This window comes from Bacillus sp. CHD6a (assembly GCF_001293645.1).
Lineage (GTDB): Bacteria > Bacillota > Bacilli > Bacillales > Bacillaceae_I > Sutcliffiella_A.
The window spans coordinates 80066-101487 of record NZ_LBMD01000017.1 but is presented as its reverse complement, the minus strand read 5'-3'; the positions used below and the strand labels follow the sequence as shown (position 1 = coordinate 101487).

At 43.1% G+C, this 21422-nt stretch carries 16 protein-coding genes; 2 read left to right on the top strand and 14 right to left on the bottom strand.

Annotation, left to right across the window (positions count from 1 at the left end; all coding sequences use genetic code 11):
- Positions 1-30: 30 nt before the first annotated feature.
- The 12 genes from AAV98_RS13935 to AAV98_RS13875 form a co-directional block, all read right to left on the bottom strand.
- Positions 31-1515 (bottom strand): PH domain-containing protein, encoded by a 1485-nt coding sequence (locus tag AAV98_RS13935; RefSeq protein ID WP_060666165.1) that lies wholly within the window; start codon positions 1513-1515, stop codon positions 31-33.
- Positions 1505-1984 (bottom strand): PH domain-containing protein, encoded by a 480-nt coding sequence (locus tag AAV98_RS13930; protein ID WP_060666164.1) that lies wholly within the window; start codon positions 1982-1984, stop codon positions 1505-1507. The genes AAV98_RS13935 and AAV98_RS13930 overlap by 11 nt, the downstream gene beginning before the upstream one ends.
- Positions 1985-2057: 73 nt before the next feature.
- Positions 2058-3029: a UV DNA damage repair endonuclease UvsE gene (gene uvsE, locus AAV98_RS13925; protein WP_060666163.1), complete on the bottom strand. Its 972-nt coding sequence runs from the start codon at positions 3027-3029 to the stop codon at positions 2058-2060.
- A gap of 326 nt (positions 3030-3355) precedes the next feature.
- Positions 3356-4834 (bottom strand): DEAD/DEAH box helicase, encoded by a 1479-nt coding sequence (locus AAV98_RS13915; protein WP_060666187.1) that lies wholly within the window; start codon positions 4832-4834, stop codon positions 3356-3358.
- A 332-nt stretch (positions 4835-5166) separates the two neighbouring features.
- Positions 5167-6528, bottom strand: coding sequence for a UDP-N-acetylmuramoyl-tripeptide--D-alanyl-D-alanine ligase (locus AAV98_RS13910; protein ID WP_060666161.1), 1362 nt, complete (start codon positions 6526-6528; stop codon positions 5167-5169).
- 517 nt (positions 6529-7045) lie between these two features.
- Positions 7046-8116 (bottom strand): D-alanine--D-alanine ligase, encoded by a 1071-nt coding sequence (locus AAV98_RS13905; RefSeq protein WP_060666160.1) that lies wholly within the window; start codon positions 8114-8116, stop codon positions 7046-7048.
- A gap of 321 nt (positions 8117-8437) precedes the next feature.
- On the bottom strand, positions 8438-10618 hold the full coding sequence (locus AAV98_RS13900) for a beta-propeller domain-containing protein (RefSeq protein WP_060666159.1): 2181 nt from the start codon (positions 10616-10618) through the stop codon (positions 8438-8440).
- Between the two features lie 576 nt (positions 10619-11194).
- Positions 11195-11821 carry a nitrite reductase gene (locus AAV98_RS13895; protein ID WP_060666158.1) on the bottom strand — a complete coding sequence of 209 codons (627 nt, stop codon included), beginning with the start codon at positions 11819-11821 and terminating at the stop codon, positions 11195-11197.
- 14 nt (positions 11822-11835) lie between these two features.
- Positions 11836-12696, bottom strand: a complete 861-nt coding sequence (locus AAV98_RS13890; protein ID WP_060666157.1) for a hypothetical protein — start codon at positions 12694-12696, stop codon at positions 11836-11838.
- Positions 12697-12711: 15 nt separating this feature from the next.
- Positions 12712-15132 carry a heavy metal translocating P-type ATPase gene (locus AAV98_RS13885; RefSeq protein ID WP_060666156.1) on the bottom strand — a complete coding sequence of 807 codons (2421 nt, stop codon included), beginning with the start codon at positions 15130-15132 and terminating at the stop codon, positions 12712-12714.
- A gap of 93 nt (positions 15133-15225) precedes the next feature.
- On the bottom strand, positions 15226-15432 hold the full coding sequence (copZ, locus tag AAV98_RS13880; protein ID WP_060666155.1) for a copper chaperone CopZ: 207 nt from the start codon (positions 15430-15432) through the stop codon (positions 15226-15228).
- 12 nt (positions 15433-15444) lie between these two features.
- Positions 15445-15783: a metal-sensitive transcriptional regulator gene (locus tag AAV98_RS13875; protein ID WP_060666154.1), complete on the bottom strand. Its 339-nt coding sequence runs from the start codon at positions 15781-15783 to the stop codon at positions 15445-15447.
- Between the two features lie 102 nt (positions 15784-15885).
- On the opposite strand from AAV98_RS13875, the gene AAV98_RS13870 reads away from it, so the two are divergent.
- A complete protein-coding gene (locus AAV98_RS13870; protein WP_060666153.1) occupies positions 15886-16437 on the top strand; it encodes a TVP38/TMEM64 family protein in 552 nt (183 codons plus the stop codon).
- Between the two features lie 569 nt (positions 16438-17006).
- Here the strand turns inward: AAV98_RS13870 and helD are convergent.
- A complete protein-coding gene (gene helD / locus AAV98_RS13865; RefSeq protein ID WP_060666186.1) occupies positions 17007-19319 on the bottom strand; it encodes an RNA polymerase recycling motor HelD in 2313 nt (770 codons plus the stop codon).
- Positions 19320-20025: 706 nt separating this feature from the next.
- Between helD and bioB the strand changes: the two genes are divergently transcribed.
- The gene (bioB, locus tag AAV98_RS13855) at positions 20026-21036 is read left to right on the top strand and encodes a biotin synthase BioB (protein ID WP_060666151.1); all 1011 of its coding nucleotides are present in this window, start codon (positions 20026-20028) and stop codon (positions 21034-21036) included.
- Positions 21037-21084: 48 nt separating this feature from the next.
- On the opposite strand, the gene AAV98_RS13850 is transcribed toward bioB, so the two are convergent.
- On the bottom strand, positions 21085-21411 hold the full coding sequence (locus AAV98_RS13850) for a YciI family protein (protein WP_060666150.1): 327 nt from the start codon (positions 21409-21411) through the stop codon (positions 21085-21087).
- Between the last annotated feature and the right edge of the window lie 11 nt (positions 21412-21422).

The window sequence follows — 21422 nt, the reverse complement described above, 5'->3', positions numbered from 1 at the left end:
TGTTCAAAAACAAAAGCAAGGGTTGTCACATCACATGACATCTCCTTGCTTTTTTGCATAAGAATACCACTCATAGATCTGTTCCCCGTCTTTCTGCTCTACATCCACCACTTGAAAGTTCTTCCCTCCAAGTCCAGTTTTTATGGCAGCTTTAATCGTAAACAACTTTCTTCTCCCCTGAAAGAGAGATTCCCTTAGTTCAAAAGACTGAATCCTTTTTTTCCGGACGAGGACAGTATTTTTACTCAGATGGCGGTAAGAAAGTTGCAAGTGTTCCTTGTCAACTGCCCATCCAGCCGTTTTATATTGGCTGTATCCTAATAAACCGCCAATCGCTACAGAAAGCAAGGCAATATATCCATACGGCTGAAAAAAATAGGCAATTGGAACAGAAAGTAGTAATGCCGGCACCATCAGGCGGATAAGATAGCGAACCATCGACCTCTTTGGAAGACCGTGAACACTTTTTGTAAGCATGTATGAGGGGACGAACTCCTCTAAGTGCGCTTCTACCTCAGACACCTTCAATAACGGAAAAAGAATTGTGGAAAAATCAGATTCCTTTCCTCCCGAGCTTCCTGCACTCTCCACATAAACAGTGGCGTATCCAAAAGGTTGTCTTAAGAGGTTTTGGGAAATTCTGATGGCTTGTATTCTATTCAAAGCAATCGTTAATTGCCGTTTTTCAATAATCCCTCTGGAGATTAACAGCTCATCTTCATCTTTGACAACAGTGAAGTTACCGTATTTGAACATGGTCATGACAATAGAAATTAGCCAAGACAAAAACAATACCACAATAACGATGGAAGCAATCAAGTACACACTCGTTTGCAAGACCATTCCGTAACGGTCAATGATATCCTCATATGGGACAAACTGATCAAATTGGGAAGTAAACGCAATGACCGCTGACAACACAACACCAATACCCCCTGAAGTTGTTCCCACAATAAAGAGTGTTTTCCAGGAAGCTTTATATGTCGGCTTTTCTTCTGATTCCAGGCTTGGACGTTGCTGAACAGGCAGCTTCGGTCCATATACATCAACGTTTTCGTCTCTATTTTTGTAATACAATAAAGCTTCCCGCAGTCTGTTTGCCTCTTCCTTAGTTACCGCCGCCAAACTTGCTTCCGCTTCCGTTCCCCCACCGGCTGTTTCAATTTGCACCTTGACCAGACCAAAGATTCGTTGCACCAGTCCTTCTGAAGTATCCAAAGTCTGAATTCTCTCTTGTGGAATGAAACGACGCTTTCTTACAAAAACACCATATTCCATTCGGAGCTCTCCGTCTTCTATCCAATAATAAAATCGATACCAAGAAACCACACCGATAGCAATTAACCCAGTAAACCACAAAACCATCCCAGCTATGTAAACAATCACAAATATATCTTCTCCAGAGCTGCTTCCAAAAAAAATGAAAATAATGATTGGAAACATCAGCTCACGGAGTTGTTTAAAAAAAGCTACAACAATGGCGGCAGGATGCATCCTCTTTTTTTCAGACATCATCTTCTGTCACCCTCGCAAGTCTTGATATGTAATCCCTGACCTGGTCTGCCTGCTCTTCATCAAGCGCCGGTATTTCATGAATGGTCGCCGCTGTTGAGATAAGAACGGTCGAGAGGTGAAACTTTTTTAAAATGGGGCCTTGTCGCGTATCTACATGCTGCACACGAACCATCGGCACCAAGGTTCTTCTTTTGATAAAAATGCCATATTGCAAGTCGATTTCATGTTCATGCACTTCAAATCGCCAACGCTTCCATTGCATCGCCGGTAAAATAACAACCGTAAATAATATAATAAGTAAAAAAATCGCTCCCGCTATCCACAATGTCCACCGAGGCAATTCAAAGACACGTTGTATAAACCAAAAACCCCCAAAAAGCAGGACGTAGTATATGGAATTCAATGCGGCGGAGATCCTCCATACCGACAATGCTTTTCTATCTATCATCTGTTTAGGCTCCGGCCTCATTTGCTCTCCCTCCCAAATATATTCTAGTTGTCGCTTTTCCTAGTATACTATGGATGCCCTCTGTTGGAAAATTCTATTTAATTCTAAAGGAGGCTCCGTCGATAATTTCTATTTCAGCATAACGTTTCATCTCTTCCATCAGCTGAAAAAGTGCTTCATCCTTTTTCTTTGCTTCGATCATGCAATGAATCTCCGGCACACTCCCTTTAATAGGTTGGAGGAAATCCATAAACATTTTGGGATCCACATAATCCGCATGAGCACGAAAGTTTTTTTCGTCTCTCGGGCTTGAGATATGCATCTTCACAGGCAGGGGAGAATGCTCCCATGTCTGCACCACTCGCCCCCAATCTTTCTCCCAGCCCTCTGCATCCTCTTCAAAATGAGCAAGATGATGATGGTAATCAAAAACTAGCGGTACATTCAGTTTTTCACAAACATATAAAGCATCACGCAAGTGGAATGTTGTATCATCATTCTCAAGAATCAGCATTTCCTGGATTGGTTGCGGAACAAGCGCAAAGTTATGGATAAACTGCTCAAGCGCCAGCTCCCGATCATCATACCCCCCTCCAATATGGAGAACACAACGATGCTGGGTGGGAACCCTCATTCCTTTTAAAAGAGAACGGTGCATACTGAGGGTCTTGATAGTCTGATTGATGATATCTTTGTTTTTAGAATTGAGCAACACAAAATGATCGGGATGAAAATCTACCCGCATCGGATTTTCCTCTATATAGTCGCCTATTTCGGACAGGATTTCTTTAAGCGGCCGCATGAATTTCCAGTCTTTCACTTCTTCATGGTTAGCAAGCGGAATTAGTTTGGAACTAAACCGAAAAAAACGGATATCGTTTGCGACATTATGCTTAAGCAGTCGAAGGCAGTTTTCTAGGTTTTCCACTGAAATACGTTCTAGCTTATCAATCGCCGCTTCCCGATCCTTAATTTTACTAAACTGTGCATAGGTCATCGTTTTGGACGGGGAGGCATTGGTGAGCTGCACGCTCATGGCGACATAGCCAAGTTTCACGATGGTCATGGCGGGGTGGCCCTCCTTTTAGGTCGGATTTGTTTAGGGATAGTATGCCCAAGTGGGGGGGAGATTTGTTCTTTTTTCGGGGGTGTGTTGGGTGAGATGGTTAGGTTGAGGAGGAGAGGAATATATGGATTCTATAGGACAGTTTACTTGGTTTCTGTGGCCGTTCGGGCTTATAGAACCGTTCTATTGGACACTTCACCACGTTTTCTTCGCCATTCAGGCATATAGAGCGCCCTACTCCCAAGCCCACCCCACTCACAACAAAAAAGCCCGAAAACCAACCAGTAATCCCAGTCAGTTCTCGAGCATTCTTAAGTGAAAGTTAATTATACGCGCTCTTTACGAGAAGAACGTTTGTAGCCTTGGCGCTTTGCGTTTGCGTCTCTTGAACCAGAACCGCCACCTGGCTTGCCGCCACGGTTATCGGAGCGTTTGTTGTTCCAGCCGCCTTTACGGTCGCCGCTCTTTCCGCCACCACGGTTACGGTCGCCACTACGGCCACCGCCGCCGCCGCCTCTTCTTGAGTGCATTGGTGCTTCTTCAGTCAGACGGATTGGAGTTTCGTCTGGCTCTTTTGTGAACAATTTCAGAGCTGCAGATACAAGCGTTACTGCATCGTGCTCTTCTAATAATTGTTCCGCTGCATTGCGGTAGAAACCAAGGTTTTTCGCTTCAACAGCTTGCGTTAATTTTTCCATGGACATTTTTTGTTGGCCTTCTAGTGCTTCGTCTAGCGTTGGTGCTTTCATTTTGTCCATTTTACGTTTTGTTACACGTTCTACATGGTGCAAGTAGCTAACTTCACGAGGGCTAACGAATGTGATCGCCAATCCGCTCTTACCAGCACGACCTGTACGTCCAATACGGTGAACATAGCTTTCAGGGTCTTGTGGAATGTCGAAGTTGTATACATGTGTTACACCAGAGATGTCAAGTCCACGAGCAGCTACGTCTGTAGCAACAAGTACATCGATGGAACCTTCTTTAAACTTGCGAAGTACGCTCATACGCTTCGCTTGAGAAAGGTCACCATGAATTCCTTCTGCAGAATATCCACGTACGTTTAATGCATCAGAAAGCTCATCTACACGACGCTTTGTACGACCGAAGATGATTGCAAGCTCTGGAGATTGAATGTCAAGAAGACGAGTTAATGTATCGAACTTCTTCTTTTCCGGAACTTCCACGTAGTATTGTTGGATGTTGGAAACTGTTACTTCTTTCGCTTTTACCTTTACACTTACAGGCTCGCTCATGAAACGCTCAGCGATTGCACGGATAGGTGCAGGCATTGTAGCAGAGAAAAGTAATGTTTGCTTTTGTTCTGGTGTTTCAGCAAGGATTTTTTCGATATCCTCGATGAATCCCATGTTTAGCATTTCATCCGCTTCATCAAGAACAACCGTGTTCACATTTTGAAGACGAAGAGTCTTGCGGTTGATATGGTCAAGTAGACGACCTGGTGTACCAACAACGATGTGAGGGTTCTTTTTCAATGAACGGATTTGTCTGCTGATGTCCTGTCCTCCGAATACGGAAAGAACACGAGCACGTTTATGATAAGAAGCTTTATAAATTTCTTCAGCAACCTGGATAGCTAATTCACGAGTCGGTGCGATAACGATACCTTGAATAGCATCATTTTTCACATCAACATTTTCAAGCAATGGAAGACCGAATGCAATCGTTTTACCTGTACCTGTTTGAGCTTGACCGATAACATCTTTCCCAGTTAACGCAACAGGAATTGTTTCAGATTGAATAGGGGTAGCCTCTTCAAACCCCATTCTGTCGATAGACTTCATGATATCTTCTGATAAACCTAAATCTTTAAATAACGCCAAATTATTCCTACTCCTTTATCTATACAAATTAATAAATTAGGCACGCGTCTGGGCGCTTGCCTAATCTTTATAAGTAGACATTATTAAACACATTACCTGTTATAATAACACTTCGGTCACTAAATAGCAATAAAGGTTAATGCCAACTTATAGGAGGTTGCGCTTTCAATCGCGCTCCTCTGCCGAATAAATCGCCAAAATTTTTTTCTCACCGTACCATTCTTAGCAAATACAGCACGCTTACTTCTAATTTTCTCATTTTAAGAACTTTGTATTCCTTTGAAAATGGAGATTTATTTAATTGCTTCAATAACCTCTTCTAGTTTCATGCCACGTGATCCTTTTACCATTACCACATCACCGGACTCTAAAAGGGGAAGCAATTCACGTGTTAACTCTTGTTTGTTCATGAACGGTTTAACATGGGAAGGGTTCATTACTTCTTGTGCCCCTTTAGCAATCTCCATAGCAAGGGCACCGAATGTAAAGACATAATCAACATTTTTCCCATTTATATATTGGCCAACTTCATGGTGAAACGTCTTTTCCATGTCTCCCAGTTCCAGCATATCACCAAGCACCGCAATCTTTTTCCCATACCCTTCCAGGCTGCCCAACAAATCCAATGCTGCTCTCATGGAAGTAGGGCTTGCATTATAGGCATCGTTAATTACTGTCCATCCACCAGATGTTTCTACCACTTCATTTCTCATGCCAGTGATAACAAGTTGCTCCAAGCCTTTTTTGCGGTTCTCTTCTGACACGCCGAATAACTCCCCGACAATGATAGCAGCAAGGGCATTGGTCACATTGTGGGCACCAAGTACCGGGATAAAATACTCTGTTTCTTCTATTATAAAATGAGTACCTCTGCCTTGTAAGGTAATATCTTTAGCTTGATAGTCATTGGTAGGCTTCAGTCCAAAAGGGATGACATTTGCGTTACCACCAACTCTATCTGTCAAAAGTGGCTCATCGCCATTGATGATTAGCTTGCCGTCTTCTTTCAGGCCAACTGCAATTTCCAGTTTAGCCTCCGCGATTCCTTCACGTGAACCGAGATCCTGCATATGAGATTCCCCAATATTGGTGATTACGGCAGCATCAGGCTTTGCAATGCTAGAAAGCAGCTCGATTTCCCCTCGACCGCTCATCCCCATTTCCAACACTGCGACTTCCGTATCCTCTTTCATGGAAAGTATCGTTAACGGCAGGCCGATATGATTGTTATAGTTTCCTGCTGTTTTATGCACGCGGAATGTGGTCTCTAATACAGAGGTGACCATATCTTTGGTGGTTGTTTTCCCGTTGCTTCCAGTAATTCCCACGACTTTCATGCCGATTTCATTACGATAGCTGCTTGCAAGGTGCTGTAACGCTTCGATGGTGTCGTCCACAACAATCAGGTTGAGGTCTGTTGGTGGTTCTGGTTGATCTTTCTGCCAGAAGGATGCAACCGCTCCTTTTTTCTCGATTGCATCACGGACAAATGCATGGCCATTAAAATTCTCCCCGATAATTGGTATGTACAATTTGCCGCTCATATCCTCGCGTGTGTCTTTTGAAACGCCTTCCACAACGATGGCGCTGTATTCGGATGAGATTGGCTGTCCTTTCGCCATTTCTTGGATTTGTTTAAGTGTTCTTTTGATCATTTTGGGTTTCCCTCCTATTCTTTTTACACACAGAAGGGGCTGACATCACGTGTTTTTGACCTCTTCTCGTGATGACCCAACCCCTGCCTGTTTATCTGTATATTGTGTCTTTCGTAACCTCCTGTATTTTTCCGTTCCAGGTTTTTGCTTCCGCGGGACGGTGTTTGAGCCTCCTCACAACGCTTCAGGGGTCTCAACCAACCGTTTCCCCAGCAGGACAAGGAAAGCTCCGGCAGCGATTCATCGCACGAAGAAAATGCGTTAGCATTTTCGAGGAGTCTCACACCTTACACTCCAATCTACAGGGGAGATCTTTTTATTTATTGGCTCTGTTAAACACCGCTGTTGATTTACGCACTAGGCTTCGCTTTCCTAGGGGCGTTTGGGGAGCCTCCTCGGAAAAGCGCCTGCGGGGTCTCCCCTAAACGCTATCTCCCTTAGGAGTCTTCGCCTATTGCTCCAATCAACAGCTATGTTGCTGCAAAAATCAACAGTATTAATTAACAGAGCCTATTTATTAAAATGTATGCTTAATCTTTTGTTTTTCTGCGTGGCGTTGTTGTGCGTATCCTACTAGTTTTTCGATTAGTTCTGGGTAGGAAACATCAGTATGCTGCCATAATAATGGGAACATGCTGAATGGAGTGAAACCTGGCATCGTGTTCACTTCGTTGATGTACAGTTTACCCTCTTTTGATAAAAAGAAGTCTGCGCGGACAAGTCCTGCTCCATCAATTGCCTTAAATGCAGTGATAGCCATTTCCTTTACTTGTTCATAGATGTCCTCACTAATCTCAGCAGGGATGATCATAGCCGTATCGCCATCTTCATACTTTGCTTTGTAGTCATAGAACTCTGTCTTAGGCGCAATTTCCCCTACAACAGAACATTCTGGCTCATCGTTACCTAGTACACCAATCTCAATTTCACGAGCACCTTCTAAACCTTGTTCCACAATTATTTTGCGATCATAATTGAATGCTTCCCGGAATGCTACTTCAAGCTCTTCACGATTTTTCGCTTTACTGATTCCAACGCTTGATCCTAAGTTTGCAGGCTTAACAAAACATGGATAGCCAAGCTCCAATTCTACCTTTTCATAAGTTGCATCTGCAGCCTTTTCCCACTCAGAGCGAAGGAAGTGTGCATAGCCGACTTGTGGCAGCCCTGCTTGGTCGAAAAGGTTTTTCATAATAACTTTATCCATCCCAGCAGAGGATGCTAAAACGCCGTTCCCTACATACGGAAGATTTAAAAGTTCCAACATACCTTGAACTGTTCCATCTTCTCCGTTCGGACCGTGTAATAAAGGAAATACGACTGTTGGCGTTTCTTCGGATTCTTCTTCATTGGTCAATGCAAGTGGAGCGATGGTTGTACCGCCACCTTCAAGCTTCAGTTGATGTACGCTTTCTGCCGGCCCACTCAACAAGCCACCACGTTTCCATTCTCCTGATTCCGTTATGTATAACGGATATACTTCAAATTTATCGGTATTTAAAGCCTTTGTTACAGCTAATGCTGTTTGTAAAGAAACTTGGTGTTCTGCTGATTTCCCGCCGTACAATAAATGCAATTTTGTTTTCATATTGCTTCCCCCTCAAAGAGATAATCTGTTTTATATTTTAGGTATTTTATACTTTATGTCTTCACTTCAATTATTTCATTATAGCACCTACATACAAGAATTCGAAACTGCTTCCTCTATTTAAGTAGGTGGAAATGATAAAATCTTTTTCCTTACTATATGAATGTCATTCCACAGGCGTGTAGCGTGCAAACTTAAATGCCTAGATAATTTTCGACAGGGTTCTTTTCCTAGGAAATAAAATGCCGGCGAATGTTGTCATTATTTCCTTCATTTCCGTAGAAAAAGAGAGCGGGGTTGTTCCGCTCTCTTTCATCTGACCTACCATGTAATTTTGGTCGCCTTTACTTGTTTTGGTGTAACGGTGTAAAGGTGGTCATCGATATATAGGATTCGTTGGACCATGTTCTCCCAATCTTCATATAAAGTGTTTTCTTGCTGATGCGTTATTTTAGTGTGCAAGGTAAATCCTTTTTCCGGGTCAATTCCATAAACCATCGCACCTTCAAAGTCGAGACGGTAGCTTCCATCTTTTTGATTTTCATTGTACTTGGTGATTGGGAAGGCAAAAATATCTTTTTCCTTGTTGAAAAGAAGTGCTTTATGATCGTGATTTAATGGTGAGTGTGTGGATTGACCCCCGATAATTTCCGTGTGTTTTTCCAGCGGATTTGTCGGGTCACTCACATCAAACAAGGAAATTTTAACACCGTTTGTTACCACTCTGGTTCCCCATTGATCCTTTTCCACTTTCGTATCATACCCAAAACCAATCAGATGATTTTCATCATATGGGTGAAGGTAATTACTGAAGCCAGGAATTTTCAACTCCCCTAGCACTTTCGGTTCATTCGGATTACTCAGATCAAAGACGAAAAGCGGATCTACTTCCTTAAACGTCACTACATATGCCTTATCCTGCATAAAGCGGACAGAATAGATGCGCTCGCCCCTTGCCAAGTCTTCTACACTGCTGATTACATTCATTCCTTCATCCAATATAAAGAGGTGGTTGCTTGACGGGGAGTGTTCATCCCACGCATGCCCTTTGGTTGCCGCCACTCGGAAATTCCCCTTATACTCATCCATGGAAAATTGGTTTAAAAGATAACCAGGAATTGCTCCATTTGCACGAAACTCGACACTCATGCCATCTACGGCAAATTTATAAATTTCTGTACTTTCATTATTAGTCCAATGCGGCCCATACCCATAGTTTGGTACCGCGACGTACAGATTTTCTTTTGACATATAAATCTGGTTTCCACTTCCTACATACGTGGTTATAGTCGCAGCTTCTTGAGGCTGGTTCAAATCAATGGTGGCTATCGTCATAAAATTATCTTCTGTAGAATCAGGAAAATAACGGATATCCTCATAAGGGACACCTTTCAATTCTCCCTCTTCCTCACCTTGTATATCGGATACGCGTGGTCTCAAATCTGCCTCAGGATGCTCTTCCAGCATCCAAAAATCAGCGTACTTATTAGCAATCAAGTAAACATGATTATCGATCTTTCTACTTGAGATATAATATCCTTCCAACGTAACTGTTTTTTGAACAACAGGATTGGATCGATCGGTAATATCATAGATGATGGCCCTAGTTGCCTCATGCATTGGCATAATCTTATCTTCTTCACTGCTCTTTGTTTCCCGATACATCAGTTTTTCATCCCAAAAATGACCGATGACCACTAGCTGGTCGCCATCCAAAAAAAGTTGATATGGATTAAAGTCTTTATAACGAAGCTCTGTCACAACAGTCATTTCCTCTACAGGTTCGACTTTAGTGATTTTTAACTTTTGATCGATTGCTTGATAAATGAAGTCTCCATCTGTTTTCACAATGTCCGCTTCATCTACCCCCTGAACCTGGACGTTCGTTTCGGAATGGCCACCTGCACTCCCATTAGATTCACTTTCCGTTGCCATATCTGCACCTGCAGCGTCTTCACTATCATCTGAGCCTGTCGATTCATCTCCACCAAAGCTAAACAGCTGTTTACTTTCTTCCTTATTTGCTTGCATTTGTTTGAGACGGGCGGTGAACAATGAATTTAATTCTTTTCTGGAAGCAACGGTCGGCAATTGTTTCATAGCTGTAAACTTAATCTTTTTTTGTTTTCCAAGTGTTTTGCCATCAACGGATTCAATATCCCCACTGATGTGGAGCTCATACGGCCCTTTGCTTGGGTCATAGCCACCTTGAGGAGGAGAGAGCGATACAAAGTCTTTGGAAACCTCAAGTACTGTCTCTACTTTATTGCCGTCTTTATCCGTAACATAGATAGACTCATTCTCTTTGATGCTGTCCTGCTGAAACTCTTTCGTAAAAGTCAGCAACCATTTTTTATCTGAAAGCACGGTTTGGGTATCTTTTTCAGAGTAGGGATTGCCTGTACCGTTGACTGCGAAAGGTTCTCTTGATTGGTAGATGAACGCGAAGATGATACCCAATCCCACTAAAATAGAAGAAAAGATAATTACCTTTTTTTTCATGTTACTGCCCCCTTTTATACGGTTAGACGAGGGGGATGTTAAAAAGTTACAGTGGAGAGAGGGGAATTGTTTTTGAGTTGGTGGGCTGAGGCTTATCTTTGACGTGATGGGGTCGATTTTTATAGAAAATAGGTGAAAATGCTTGTGAAACACCTTCTTTTTTAGCTGCCAAAAACGGTTCGGTCACTTTTAGGTTTGCTTCGGTCAATTTCCTTATTTGGATAGGGTGTGTTCGGACAAATTAAGATCCTGTTTGGACAACAATTCTTTAGGTTCAGTCATTCTAAAAATTGGTTCGGTCACTTTCTCGGAAACTTCGGTCAAAAACACAAAATCTTCGGTCAACTTTCCCAAAACTTCGGTCACTATCGGAAAATCTTCGGACATTTGACTTTATCACCCAAGATCTACCCTCACCGGCGCCACGAACATCAAGCACAAACCTTCCCTCTTCTCCGCCTAAAAGCCCAAAAACCAACCATCAACTCCATTTAAAAACACAAAAAAGCCAGCAGACCATCAAACTCTTCCGCTGGCTCACCGGGCACTCACCAGGAACCCATACCTACCAAACTCCTATGCCATTATCTTCTCCTTCAGCTCATCAAGCCCGTAACGCCTGACAAACTTAGCAAACTGCTCACGCTTCTTGCCTTCTGCAGCATATAAATCTATTAATCTATCAATCAACACATACAGCGCGTCTTCTTCTAAACCATCTGCAAACAATTCTCCTGTTCTGGCGTCGAGCCCCTTTGCTTTGCCGCCGACATAGAGATCGTATCGTTCTCCGTGTTGTTTGATTACGCCAATATCATTAACCAACGGCTCTCCGCACCCAATCGGACATCCTGTATAGGCCGGTTTTAAAGTAAAAGGGACCGCTCTTCCTGCAATACGTCGGTTGATTTCTTTTGCCACAGGCATTCCTTCTTCCAGCTCTCCCTTACAGAAGTTGCAAGTGCGAAGGCTTTTGACATAATTGCCGACCGGATAGCAACTCAGACCGACGCTTGAAAAGTCGGCCTTCGCTTCTTCCAACCTGCCTTCCGGAATATCCACATACAATTGTTGAAAGGTGGTGACTTCTAACTCCTGTTCTTCCCCCATATAGCGTGCAAGCATCAATAGTTGTTTGCCATTCAACTTAGCACCAAAGTCAATTCCGCCGTTGACCGCGAGCTTAATCAGTTTTTCTCCCATTGCAACAATCCCCTTTATTCCGTGATTTCCACCACATACGGGAATGCATATACTTTCCCGTTCAGTTTGAATTCTGCCCACAGTTTATACATGCCAGGTTTGCTGAAGTGGGCCTCAAACACTGGTTCCTCTCCTTCGCGAGGGTGTACATGGATAAACTCATCTAGCGCTTCATTCACAACGACCACATGTCCGAGTGCACCAAGGTAATCCTCTGGCTCTGCCCCTTCTATGTCAAAAGAAAGCACCACGTTTTCTTTTACAGAAAAATTGTTCACATCTAGGGTTACAGTGTAGTCGCCTTGTTCCTTCGTCCATTCTGTTTCAGGTTCTAAATGCACATGATTATCTTCATGACCGCCATGCTCTCCTACCATCACTGGCTTAGCTTCATTTACATACTTCAGCTCACTCGGCTTGATATCCACAAATGCTTGGTACATGCCTTCTTCCAGATCCGCATCTGCAGTGAAAACACCTTCAGATACCTTTTCTGGATGTAAATGTTGAAACTGTTCCAGATCCTCACTGATTACTATTAGGTGCATCAATTTCTCGTGATTTACTTCCAGGTCATCCATTGGGTTGCCATCATTGTCTGTCAGGGTAATGGTCATTTCTTCACCATCCAGCATTACGTCTGCTTGCACTTCACTAGAAGACTCTCCTTCATGGTCGCCATGCCCCTCGTGTCCACCACTGTCATGGCCCTCCTTTTCTTCATGCTCCCCATGTTTCTCTTCTTCACCAGCATGTTCCGCATGACTGCCCTCTTCACCTTGAGATACATCCTCACTTACATAAAACGCATACACCGTATAGCCCCCGATAACCAACAACAGATAAACAAGCGCAGATCCAATCCATTTTTTCATCGTGTTCCCACCTTATTAAAGTTTCACTTTTTGCAATCTGAGTGCGTTCAAAACAACAGATACGGAACTGAATGCCATCGCAGCTCCTGCCACCCATGGTGCTAGGAAACCTAATGCTGCGATTGGGATTCCCATGGAGTTATAAGCAAATGCCCAGAATAGATTTTGTTTGATGTTAGTAATGGTCTTTTTACTCATGATGATAGCATCTGCAATGCTGTTTAGATCACCGCGCATTAACGTGATGTCAGCCGCTTCCATCGCGACATCTGTTCCGGTTCCAATTGCCATCCCAATATCCGCTGTTACCAATGCTGGGGCGTCATTGATGCCATCCCCGACCATTGCCACTTTCTTGCCTTGCTTTTGAAGCTTTGCTACTTCTTCGGCTTTTTGTTCTGGAAGTACTTCAGCAATGACCTGATCAATTCCGGCATGTTGGGCAATCGCTTTTGCTGTGCGTTCGTTATCTCCTGTCATCATGACAACTTCTAGACCCATATCTTTTAGTCGTTTAACGGCTTGTTTGGAAGTATCTTTTATCGTATCTGCAACCGCGATAATGCCTTTGTACTCTCCGTTCACTGCAATAAGCATTGCCGTTTTACCATTCGCCTCAAGCTCACGAACCATTTTTTCCGCATGCTCGACAGCTACATGGTGCTTGCTCATTAATTTACGCGTACCAACCACCACTGTGTTTTCCCCTATGACCGCTTCGATACCATAGCCGGGTATTGCTTCAAATGAACCGACAGATCCAAATTCGATACCTTTTGCTTGGATGCCTTCCACAATCGCTTGTGCTAATGGATGTTCGGATTGTTTCTCGGCTGCTCCAACCATCGCAAGGATTGCCGCTTCATCCTCCCCAGCTTCAAGCTTTACATCGGTTAGCACAGGTGTACCATTTGTTACCGTTCCTGTTTTATCCAAAACAACGGTGGTGATTCGGTGCGTCTGTTCTAAATGCTCGCCGCCTTTAAAAAGAATGCCAAGTTCTGCCGCCCGACCTGATCCTGCCATGATAGACGTGGGTGTTGCAAGACCAAGCGCACATGGACAAGCAATGACGAGAACCGCAATCAAGTTAACCAATGCTTGTGCAAAGTTTCCTGGATCTACGATAAAATACCAAACCAAGAAAGTCAGTACTGCTATTCCAACTACAATAGGAACAAAGATGCCTGAAATTTTATCTGCTAGGCGTTGAATTGGGGCTTTAGAGCCCTGAGCCTGCTCGACGATTCGAATGATTTGAGCAAGGGCCGTTTCTTTTCCAACTTTTGTTGCCTTCATTTTCAAGAAGCCATTTTTATTAATCGTAGAACCATAAACAAAATCTCCTGCCTTTTTGTCGACAGGAATGCTTTCTCCTGTCAGCATGGACTCATCCACCGCTGATTGCCCTTCCACCATTTCGCCATCCACCGGAACTTTTTCCCCAGGTTTTACGGAAACGATATCCCCTACAAGGACCTCATCCAATGGAATTTCTATTTCTTTTCCATCTCGTAAAACAAGGGCCGTTTTTGCCTGAAGTCCCATTAATTTTTTGATTGCTTCCGAAGAGCGCCCCTTCGCTCTCACTTCAAATAGCTTTCCTAAAATAATTAGAGTGATAATGACTGCACTTGCTTCGAAATAAAGCTCGACCATATGTGCTCCTGAACCGATGGATTCAATCGATAAATACAAGCTGTACACATATGCTGCAGTCGTTCCGAGTGCCACCAGTACGTCCATGTTCGCGCTTTTATTTTTCAGCGCTTTATACGCACCCGTGTAGAATTGCCAGCCGATGAAAAATTGCACAGGTGTCGCAAGTGCGAGCTGCACCCATGGATTCATCAGCATATCAGGCAGATAAATAAAAGAGGTAAAGGAAAAGTGACTCACCATGGCCCATAGCAACGGGATTGTCAGAATGAACGAGAATACAAACTTCCCTTGTTGTTTTTCCAACTCCTTTTGCCGGAAGTTCTCGGCACTTTCGCTCTTTTCTACTTTTTCCGTAGCACCATAGCCAGCTTTTTCAATACGGGTAATGATGTCAGCTGGCGTTAGCTTAGAAGGGTTATATTCCACCGTTCCACTTTCTAAAGCTAGGTTCACATTGGCCGCATTTACGCCTTCCATTTTCCCGAGGACTTTTTCTATCCGACTGGAACAAGCCGCACATGTCATGCCGGTAATAAGAAATTCTGCTTTTTCTTTCACCACATCATAGCCAAGATCCTGAATCTTTTTCTCTATTTCTTTTTCGGTTACTTGTTCGGGATTATAGGTGACAGATGCATTTTCAAGAGCAAGGTTCACATTGGCCGCTTCGACTCCAGCCAGTTTGTTCAGCCCTCTTTCTACACGTGTCGAACAAGCCGCACACGTCATCCCAGTAATCTGTAACATAGTTTCTTTCTTCTTTTGAACACTCATTTCACTGACCTCCTTTATACCTATAGGGGGTATATAACATCCCAAATAAAACGTGCTGTTCCCTTAAGAAAAGCACGTAACTAACTTAATGGGTTATGCTACCTCATAACCTTCTTCGTCGATTGTTTCTTTAATTTTTGCAACTGTCACTTGCTCGCTTTTGTATTCTACTGCTACTGTTCCGGATGAAAGGTCCACTTTAACAGAATTCACGCCTTCAAGTTCCCCAACGCTTCCTTCTACCGCTTTTACACAATGACCACAACTCATACCATTTACTTTTAACGTTACTTGTTCCATGTTTATCTCCCCTTATTTCATCAGTCTTTTAACTGTTACTAACAACTCATCTATCACTTCTGTGTCACCGTCTTGAATTCTTTCTACGATACAGGATTTCATATGTTCCTCTAAAAGCATTTTGCCAAGGCCATTTAGAGCAGACTGAACAGCTGAGATCTGAGTGAGCACATCATCACAATAGGTGTCCTCTTCAATCAACCGTTTTACCCCACGTACCTGACCTTCAATACGATTCAAGCGTGAGATCAACGCCTTTTTTTGCTCTGCGGAATGGTGACTTTTCCTTACCCCATTGTTGTCTGTATGGCAACAATCTTCATTTAATGTTTCAACTGGAAGGTTTTCCATCGTTCTTGACCTCCTATCCCGTATAAAGTAACATACCCCTATATGGTATGTAAAGTAAATTGAATTTATAATTTTAAAATAATTTGTGAGAGGGACTTTATCATGTGGAAAGATCAAGTGTTGGAGTGGTTTACAGCAGTTGGGCCGTTTGCCATCCTACTTAGTATTTTTATTAATTCCATCATAAGCATACTAGCTTTTATGCCAAGCGTTTTCCTTACCGCTGCCAACCTGGCTTTCTTCGGCTTTTGGTGGGGAATGTTGATCTCTTTTTTAGGGGAATCCATTGGAGCAGTGGTCAGTTTTTGGTTGTACCGTAAAGGCATAAAAAAGTTTGCCCCGGATTTGTTGATGAAAAATAAATGGCTGGTAAGATTGCAGGAGACTGGTGGCCGGGAAGCCTTTTTATTGGTTCTTGCTTTGAGGTTGTTTCCATTTGCACCTTCCGGACTTGTTACATTGGCTGGGGCAACAAGCCGGATCAGCTTGGCCGGGTTTGCGGTCGCAAGTACTGTTGGGAAGATTCCTGCTTTGATGTTAGAAGCTTTTTCTGTTTATCAAGTGCTGCAGTGGAATGCGGCAGGCAAGGTAATCTTGGCTCTTGTGGCGGTTGGGGTTGTCGTGTTGGTTTTACGTGGGCGATTGAAAAGATAGCAACTGCCAAAGATAAGGCCATTATACTAAAAGCTTTAGTTGATTGGTTAAATGACGCTGTTCCTTTTCGCAAATGGCTTCGCTTTCCGCGGGACGGTGCCTTGAGCCTCACTTCGTTGGAGCCCACTGAAAAAGTCTTGATTTTAGTATTTTTATAAACACCGCTGTTGATTTCCGCAAATGGCTTCGCTTTCCTAGGGGCGCTGCTGGAGCCTCCTCGGCTACGCCTGCGGGGTCTCAACCTGCAGTTATTACCCGCTGGAGTCTTCGCCTTTTGCTCCAATTCACAGCTAAAAATTGAGTAGATGTTACGTTTATGCATATCTAGTTAACTCGGTTAGATACTTTTTCATAAACCCTTACATGAATGAAGCCACCTTGTTGATTGAGTGGAAGGCGCGTATACGCCCGTGGGAGGAAGGGACAGGGAAGACCCCACAGGGCGAATGTCCGAGGAGGGTTCCGGACCCCCCGCAGGCAAGCGAAGCTCCTGGAACGGAAATCAACGTTTCTTATCTTTCATAAAATAAAACAGAGCCTCTACTAAAAAGGCTCTGTCTCATCTCTTTTTATTGGTCTATTAAAAACTTCTCCCCTGAAACATGCTCAAGCAAAAAGTCTCCCACATCATTCCCGTAAAAGCTTAAATGGTGCAGGGGTCTTGTCATCGCCACATATAGTAACTTCACGTCAATTTCTGTTTCTGTGAATACTTCATCTAGCGTGCACAACAACACAGCGTCAAACTCCAGTCCCTTCGCCAACTGGGCATGAACGATGACGACATCCTCTTGATTGATTTCCTCATTTTCCCGTAACAATTGCACTTGCAAGTCTGTATGACGGCGAAGCATCCCCTCCATCTTCTTGCATTCTTTCTCGGTTTTGCCTATAACCGCAATTGTTTTTTGGCCGTCCACTGCATACAACTTCTTAATCTCAGCCTCTAGCACTTCTGCCTTTTTAGCAGCGCTGTCACCAGATGTAGACCATTGATGAAAAACTGGCTTGGCACCGTGCCTTACAACAGGCTCCACTTTTGGTAGTTCAAAGGGTAATAGCTTCAAAATGTCATTGGCCGCTTCCATGATTTCCACTGTTGTACGATAACTTTTTTGCAATGTTGTGTAAGCAGCCCTTGGAAAAATTGATTCCTTTACTTTGTTCCAATCTTGAATTCCTCGATAGGAATGGATTCCTTGAGCTAGGTCCCCTACGATGGTGAACATATCAGTTTCTAACGCACTTTTCAATGCTGCCAATTGAAAATAGCTGTAATCTTGTGCTTCATCAATGACCACATTTCGAGCACGTAGATCTTTATCTATTCCGTACAAATGATGCTGCAGATAAAGTAACCCTGCCAAATCTTCTAGCTCATACTGCTTCTGTCTATGTAATTTCACTTGATAGTCGACAAAATACTTAATCTGATAGTCATCCAAATAGTCACTTGCATACTTCGCAAAGGTATCCCGTTCTGTGACCAACTCTTTGAAATAGTGAAAAAGAGTGTGCTTTGGCAGCTTTCGGATAAAGGCGTTAACAGCGGTTCTAGACTCCCGTTTTATCTCTTCTGTCATGGCATCTTTTTTGTCCATCGCTTTTGTGACATAGCTTTTTCTTTTGGCTGGATCTAGGTGCATGTTAAATAGGGCTTTGTCGAGCTTCTGATCATAAAACTTCTCGACTTTATGCAAGAGCACTTTTTTCTCTGTACGTACATAGTTTTGCAGGACACTTTTCACCTTTTCCACCCGGCGATAATACGGGAGGTAGGTATATTCGTTGCGAATCAGGTTCTCCATTTTTTCAGCGGAGTAAAGTTTGAATTTAGAAGTCAGGTAGAAATCTTCTGTTGGAATGAGTGTTTCTAAAATGTCAGATAGATAGCGGTCGATGATGTTCTTAAATTCTAGTGAGCCTTTGAAGCTTGCCAACCATTGGACCATCTCTGGATCTTCATATTCATGGTTAATGAAACCCATCAACTTTTCAGATGGAGGTCGCAATTTCACCTTTTTGCCAATACAGCTTAAGACAAAATCAATAAAAGTCGTCTGTAAGATCCGGTCCACCCCAAGCTCTGGAAGGACTTCAGATATGTAGTCGATGAATAGATTATTAGGGGCGAGGATCATCAGTTGTTCTGGTCGAAATTGATCCTGGTAAGTATAGATAAAATAAGAGATTCGGTGAAGCGCGATGGTAGTCTTTCCGCTTCCTGCCGCTCCTTGCACGATAATCGGTTTATTTAAGTCCGCTCGAATAATTCTATTTTGTTCCTCTTGAATGGTAGAAACGATATCGGTCAGACGGTTGCTGGAACTGCCGGAAAGTGATTCTTGTAACAGCTCGTCCGTCGTCGTCAAATCAACATCCCTTATGTCTTGGAGCTCGCCATCTTCCATAATATATTGACGTTTTAGGGAGAGATAGCCGTCGTACGTTTCCCCTTCCGCCTCGTACTCCACTTCACCAAGTCTGCCGTCATAGTATAGGTTTGCGATTGGGGATCGCCAATCGACGATGATCGGATCTTGGGTTTCTCTATCAAAAAGCGATGCTTTACCAAAATAAAGAATCTCCTCTTCCTCTTTGCCGGCCCGCTTGTAGTCAATTCTTGCAAAGTAGGGTTTATGGTAGATTTTCTTGAGGCTGCGGATTTCTTCTGTCGTCCGTTGAAGCATGTTCGCATTGGTGAGCATGTTCAAATAACTTAAACTACTGTCTGAAAAATCAGTTCCATCCAACGCTTCTTTAAAACTGGACTTAAACGATTCCTCATCCAACTCTGTTGCTTTAATGACAATGTCCATATACTTTTTGGTAAAGATAAGCCGTTCTACTTCCTGATCAAAATCAGGATGCCTTTTCTTCATTTCTGCCAAACTCTTCACACTCCCGAGGTTTATGTAGAGACGCAAAAAACCATGAACTAGAGTTTTTCTCCATTCATGGTAACTATCCCTTAAGGAACCTTTTCAAAGTACGCAACGGTTTTCTGTTCTTTTTTGCCGGAAAAACAATTATAACCGCTTACAAAACAATTTGCAATTTTCCATCAGATTTAGTTCTTTTCCTTGTCAGCTTCTACTTTTATATGTAAACTTTTATCGTAAGTAAGTTTACATATAAATTTTACAGCAACATTGTTGATTGAAGTGGAAGGCGCGCAGACTCCTCGAAAATGCTAACGCATTTTCTCCGTGCGATGAAAAGCTGCCGAAGCCTTCCTTGTCCTACGGGAGGAAGGGACAGGGGAGTCCCCGCATCGAAGGAGGCCACTGAAAAAGACCTTGATTTTGAAATTTTACTAAACACCGCTGTTGATTTCCGCAAATGGCTTCGCTTTCCTAGGGGCACTGCTGGAGCCTCCTCGGCTACGCCTGCGGGGTCTCCACCTAGCGCTAGCTCCCTCAGGAGTCTTCGCCTTTTGCTACAATCACCAGCTAGGAATCATAAAAAACTTTACCTTATCAGTTTTTCAGTGGCTTCCAACGAAGTGAGGCTCCCGGACCGCCCGTGGAAAGCGAAGCGCCTGAAACGGAAATCAACAGTTCATGTAAAAACTAAGGAGTGATTACTTTGACTTGGAAACAGCTTGCAGAAAAAGTGGTAGATGGCTATCGCATAACACCGGAAGAAGCACTACAACTATTAAAAGAAGACGATGACAACGTATTAGAACTTATTTATTCGGCTTTTCATATCCGCAAACACTATTATGGAAAAAAAGTAAAACTGAACCTGATCATTAACGCCAAAAGTGGCTTATGCCCAGAAGATTGCGGCTACTGCTCCCAGTCCATGAAAGCCGACACGGAAATTGACAGCTATCCACTTGTCAGCAAAAAAATTATCGTTGATGGAGCCAAAGAAGCCAAGAAGAATAAAATCGGTACCTACTGCATCGTCATGAGTGGCCGCAAGCCGACAAATAGAGACGTGGATACGGTAGTACAAGCCGTTCAGGACATTAAAAAAGATGTAAACAATATGAAAATTTGCGCTTGTTTGGGTCTTGTCAATGACGCACAAGCGAAACGCTTGAAGGAAGCCGGTGTGGACCGCTTTAATCATAATATTAATACCAGCAAAGGGCATCACAGCGAGATTACTACGACTCATGATTACGAGGACCGTATCCGCACACTTGAAACATTAAAAAGTGCAGGAATCTCCCCATGTTCTGGTGTGATTTGCGGAATGGGTGAAACGCTTGAGGATATTGTAGAAATGGCATTTTCGTTGAAAGAATTAGATGCCGACTCCATTCCAGTTAACTTTCTCCACCCCATAGAAGGAACCAAGCTTGCCGGAATGGATGACTTGACTCCATTGAAATGCCTGAAAATCCTAGCCATGTTTCGATTTGTGAATCCAACAAAAGAAATCAGGATTTCCGGAGGCCGCGAGTACAATCTTCGCACCCTTCAAAGTATGGGGCTTTACATCGCGAACTCTATCTTTGTTGGAGACTATCTGACCACTAGCGGCCAAGCATCTAACCAGGATTACCAAATGATCCAAGACCTTGGTTTTGAAATTGAAGAAAATGCATTTGAAACAGAAAGCCAGCAATTTGCAGGTGTATAAGCAGATTTCCTAGTAATGGACAGTGGTACAGATTGTGCCACTGGCCTTTTATACACCTATGGAGAATTTCTCATTCATTAGCGCAAGTCTGTATGGTGACAATTCTCCCGTCATGATTTCACTTAAAACGGCAGGATCGTTATTCATAAACCGTTCTGCTTCCGATTCATTTCTTGCCAAGAAGATAACAATGCCAAATCCAGTTTCATCCGTCTGTTCGGTTCTTCCTGCAAGAATGACCACTCCACTTTCCACATTCTTTTTTAAGTAGGAAAAATGTCGAGATACTATAGTCTTCTCCTCTTCTGTCCAACATTCCGGATCATATAATCTTTCTGGCAACCTAAGTAAATAGATATAAGTTTGCATGCTCATGGATTTCCCCA

Coding starts and splice junctions, on each gene's coding strand:
- AAV98_RS13935 (WP_060666165.1), bottom strand. CDS start 1,515: ATGATGTCTGAAAAAAAGAGGATGCATCCTGCCGCCATTGTTGTAGCT.
- AAV98_RS13930 (WP_060666164.1), bottom strand. CDS start 1,984: ATGAGGCCGGAGCCTAAACAGATGATAGATAGAAAAGCATTGTCGGTA.
- uvsE (WP_060666163.1), bottom strand. CDS start 3,029: ATGACCATCGTGAAACTTGGCTATGTCGCCATGAGCGTGCAGCTCACC.
- AAV98_RS13915 (WP_060666187.1), bottom strand. CDS start 4,834: ATGAAGTCTATCGACAGAATGGGGTTTGAAGAGGCTACCCCTATTCAA.
- AAV98_RS13910 (WP_060666161.1), bottom strand. CDS start 6,528: ATGATCAAAAGAACACTTAAACAAATCCAAGAAATGGCGAAAGGACAG.
- AAV98_RS13905 (WP_060666160.1), bottom strand. CDS start 8,116: ATGAAAACAAAATTGCATTTATTGTACGGCGGGAAATCAGCAGAACAC.
- AAV98_RS13900 (WP_060666159.1), bottom strand. CDS start 10,618: ATGAAAAAAAAGGTAATTATCTTTTCTTCTATTTTAGTGGGATTGGGT.
- AAV98_RS13895 (WP_060666158.1), bottom strand. CDS start 11,821: ATGGGAGAAAAACTGATTAAGCTCGCGGTCAACGGCGGAATTGACTTT.
- AAV98_RS13890 (WP_060666157.1), bottom strand. CDS start 12,696: ATGAAAAAATGGATTGGATCTGCGCTTGTTTATCTGTTGTTGGTTATC.
- AAV98_RS13885 (WP_060666156.1), bottom strand. CDS start 15,132: ATGAGTGTTCAAAAGAAGAAAGAAACTATGTTACAGATTACTGGGATG.
- copZ (WP_060666155.1), bottom strand. CDS start 15,432: ATGGAACAAGTAACGTTAAAAGTAAATGGTATGAGTTGTGGTCATTGT.
- AAV98_RS13875 (WP_060666154.1), bottom strand. CDS start 15,783: ATGGAAAACCTTCCAGTTGAAACATTAAATGAAGATTGTTGCCATACA.
- AAV98_RS13870 (WP_060666153.1), top strand. CDS start 15,886: ATGTGGAAAGATCAAGTGTTGGAGTGGTTTACAGCAGTTGGGCCGTTT.
- helD (WP_060666186.1), bottom strand. CDS start 19,319: ATGAAGAAAAGGCATCCTGATTTTGATCAGGAAGTAGAACGGCTTATC.
- AAV98_RS13850 (WP_060666150.1), bottom strand. CDS start 21,411: ATGAGCATGCAAACTTATATCTATTTACTTAGGTTGCCAGAAAGATTA.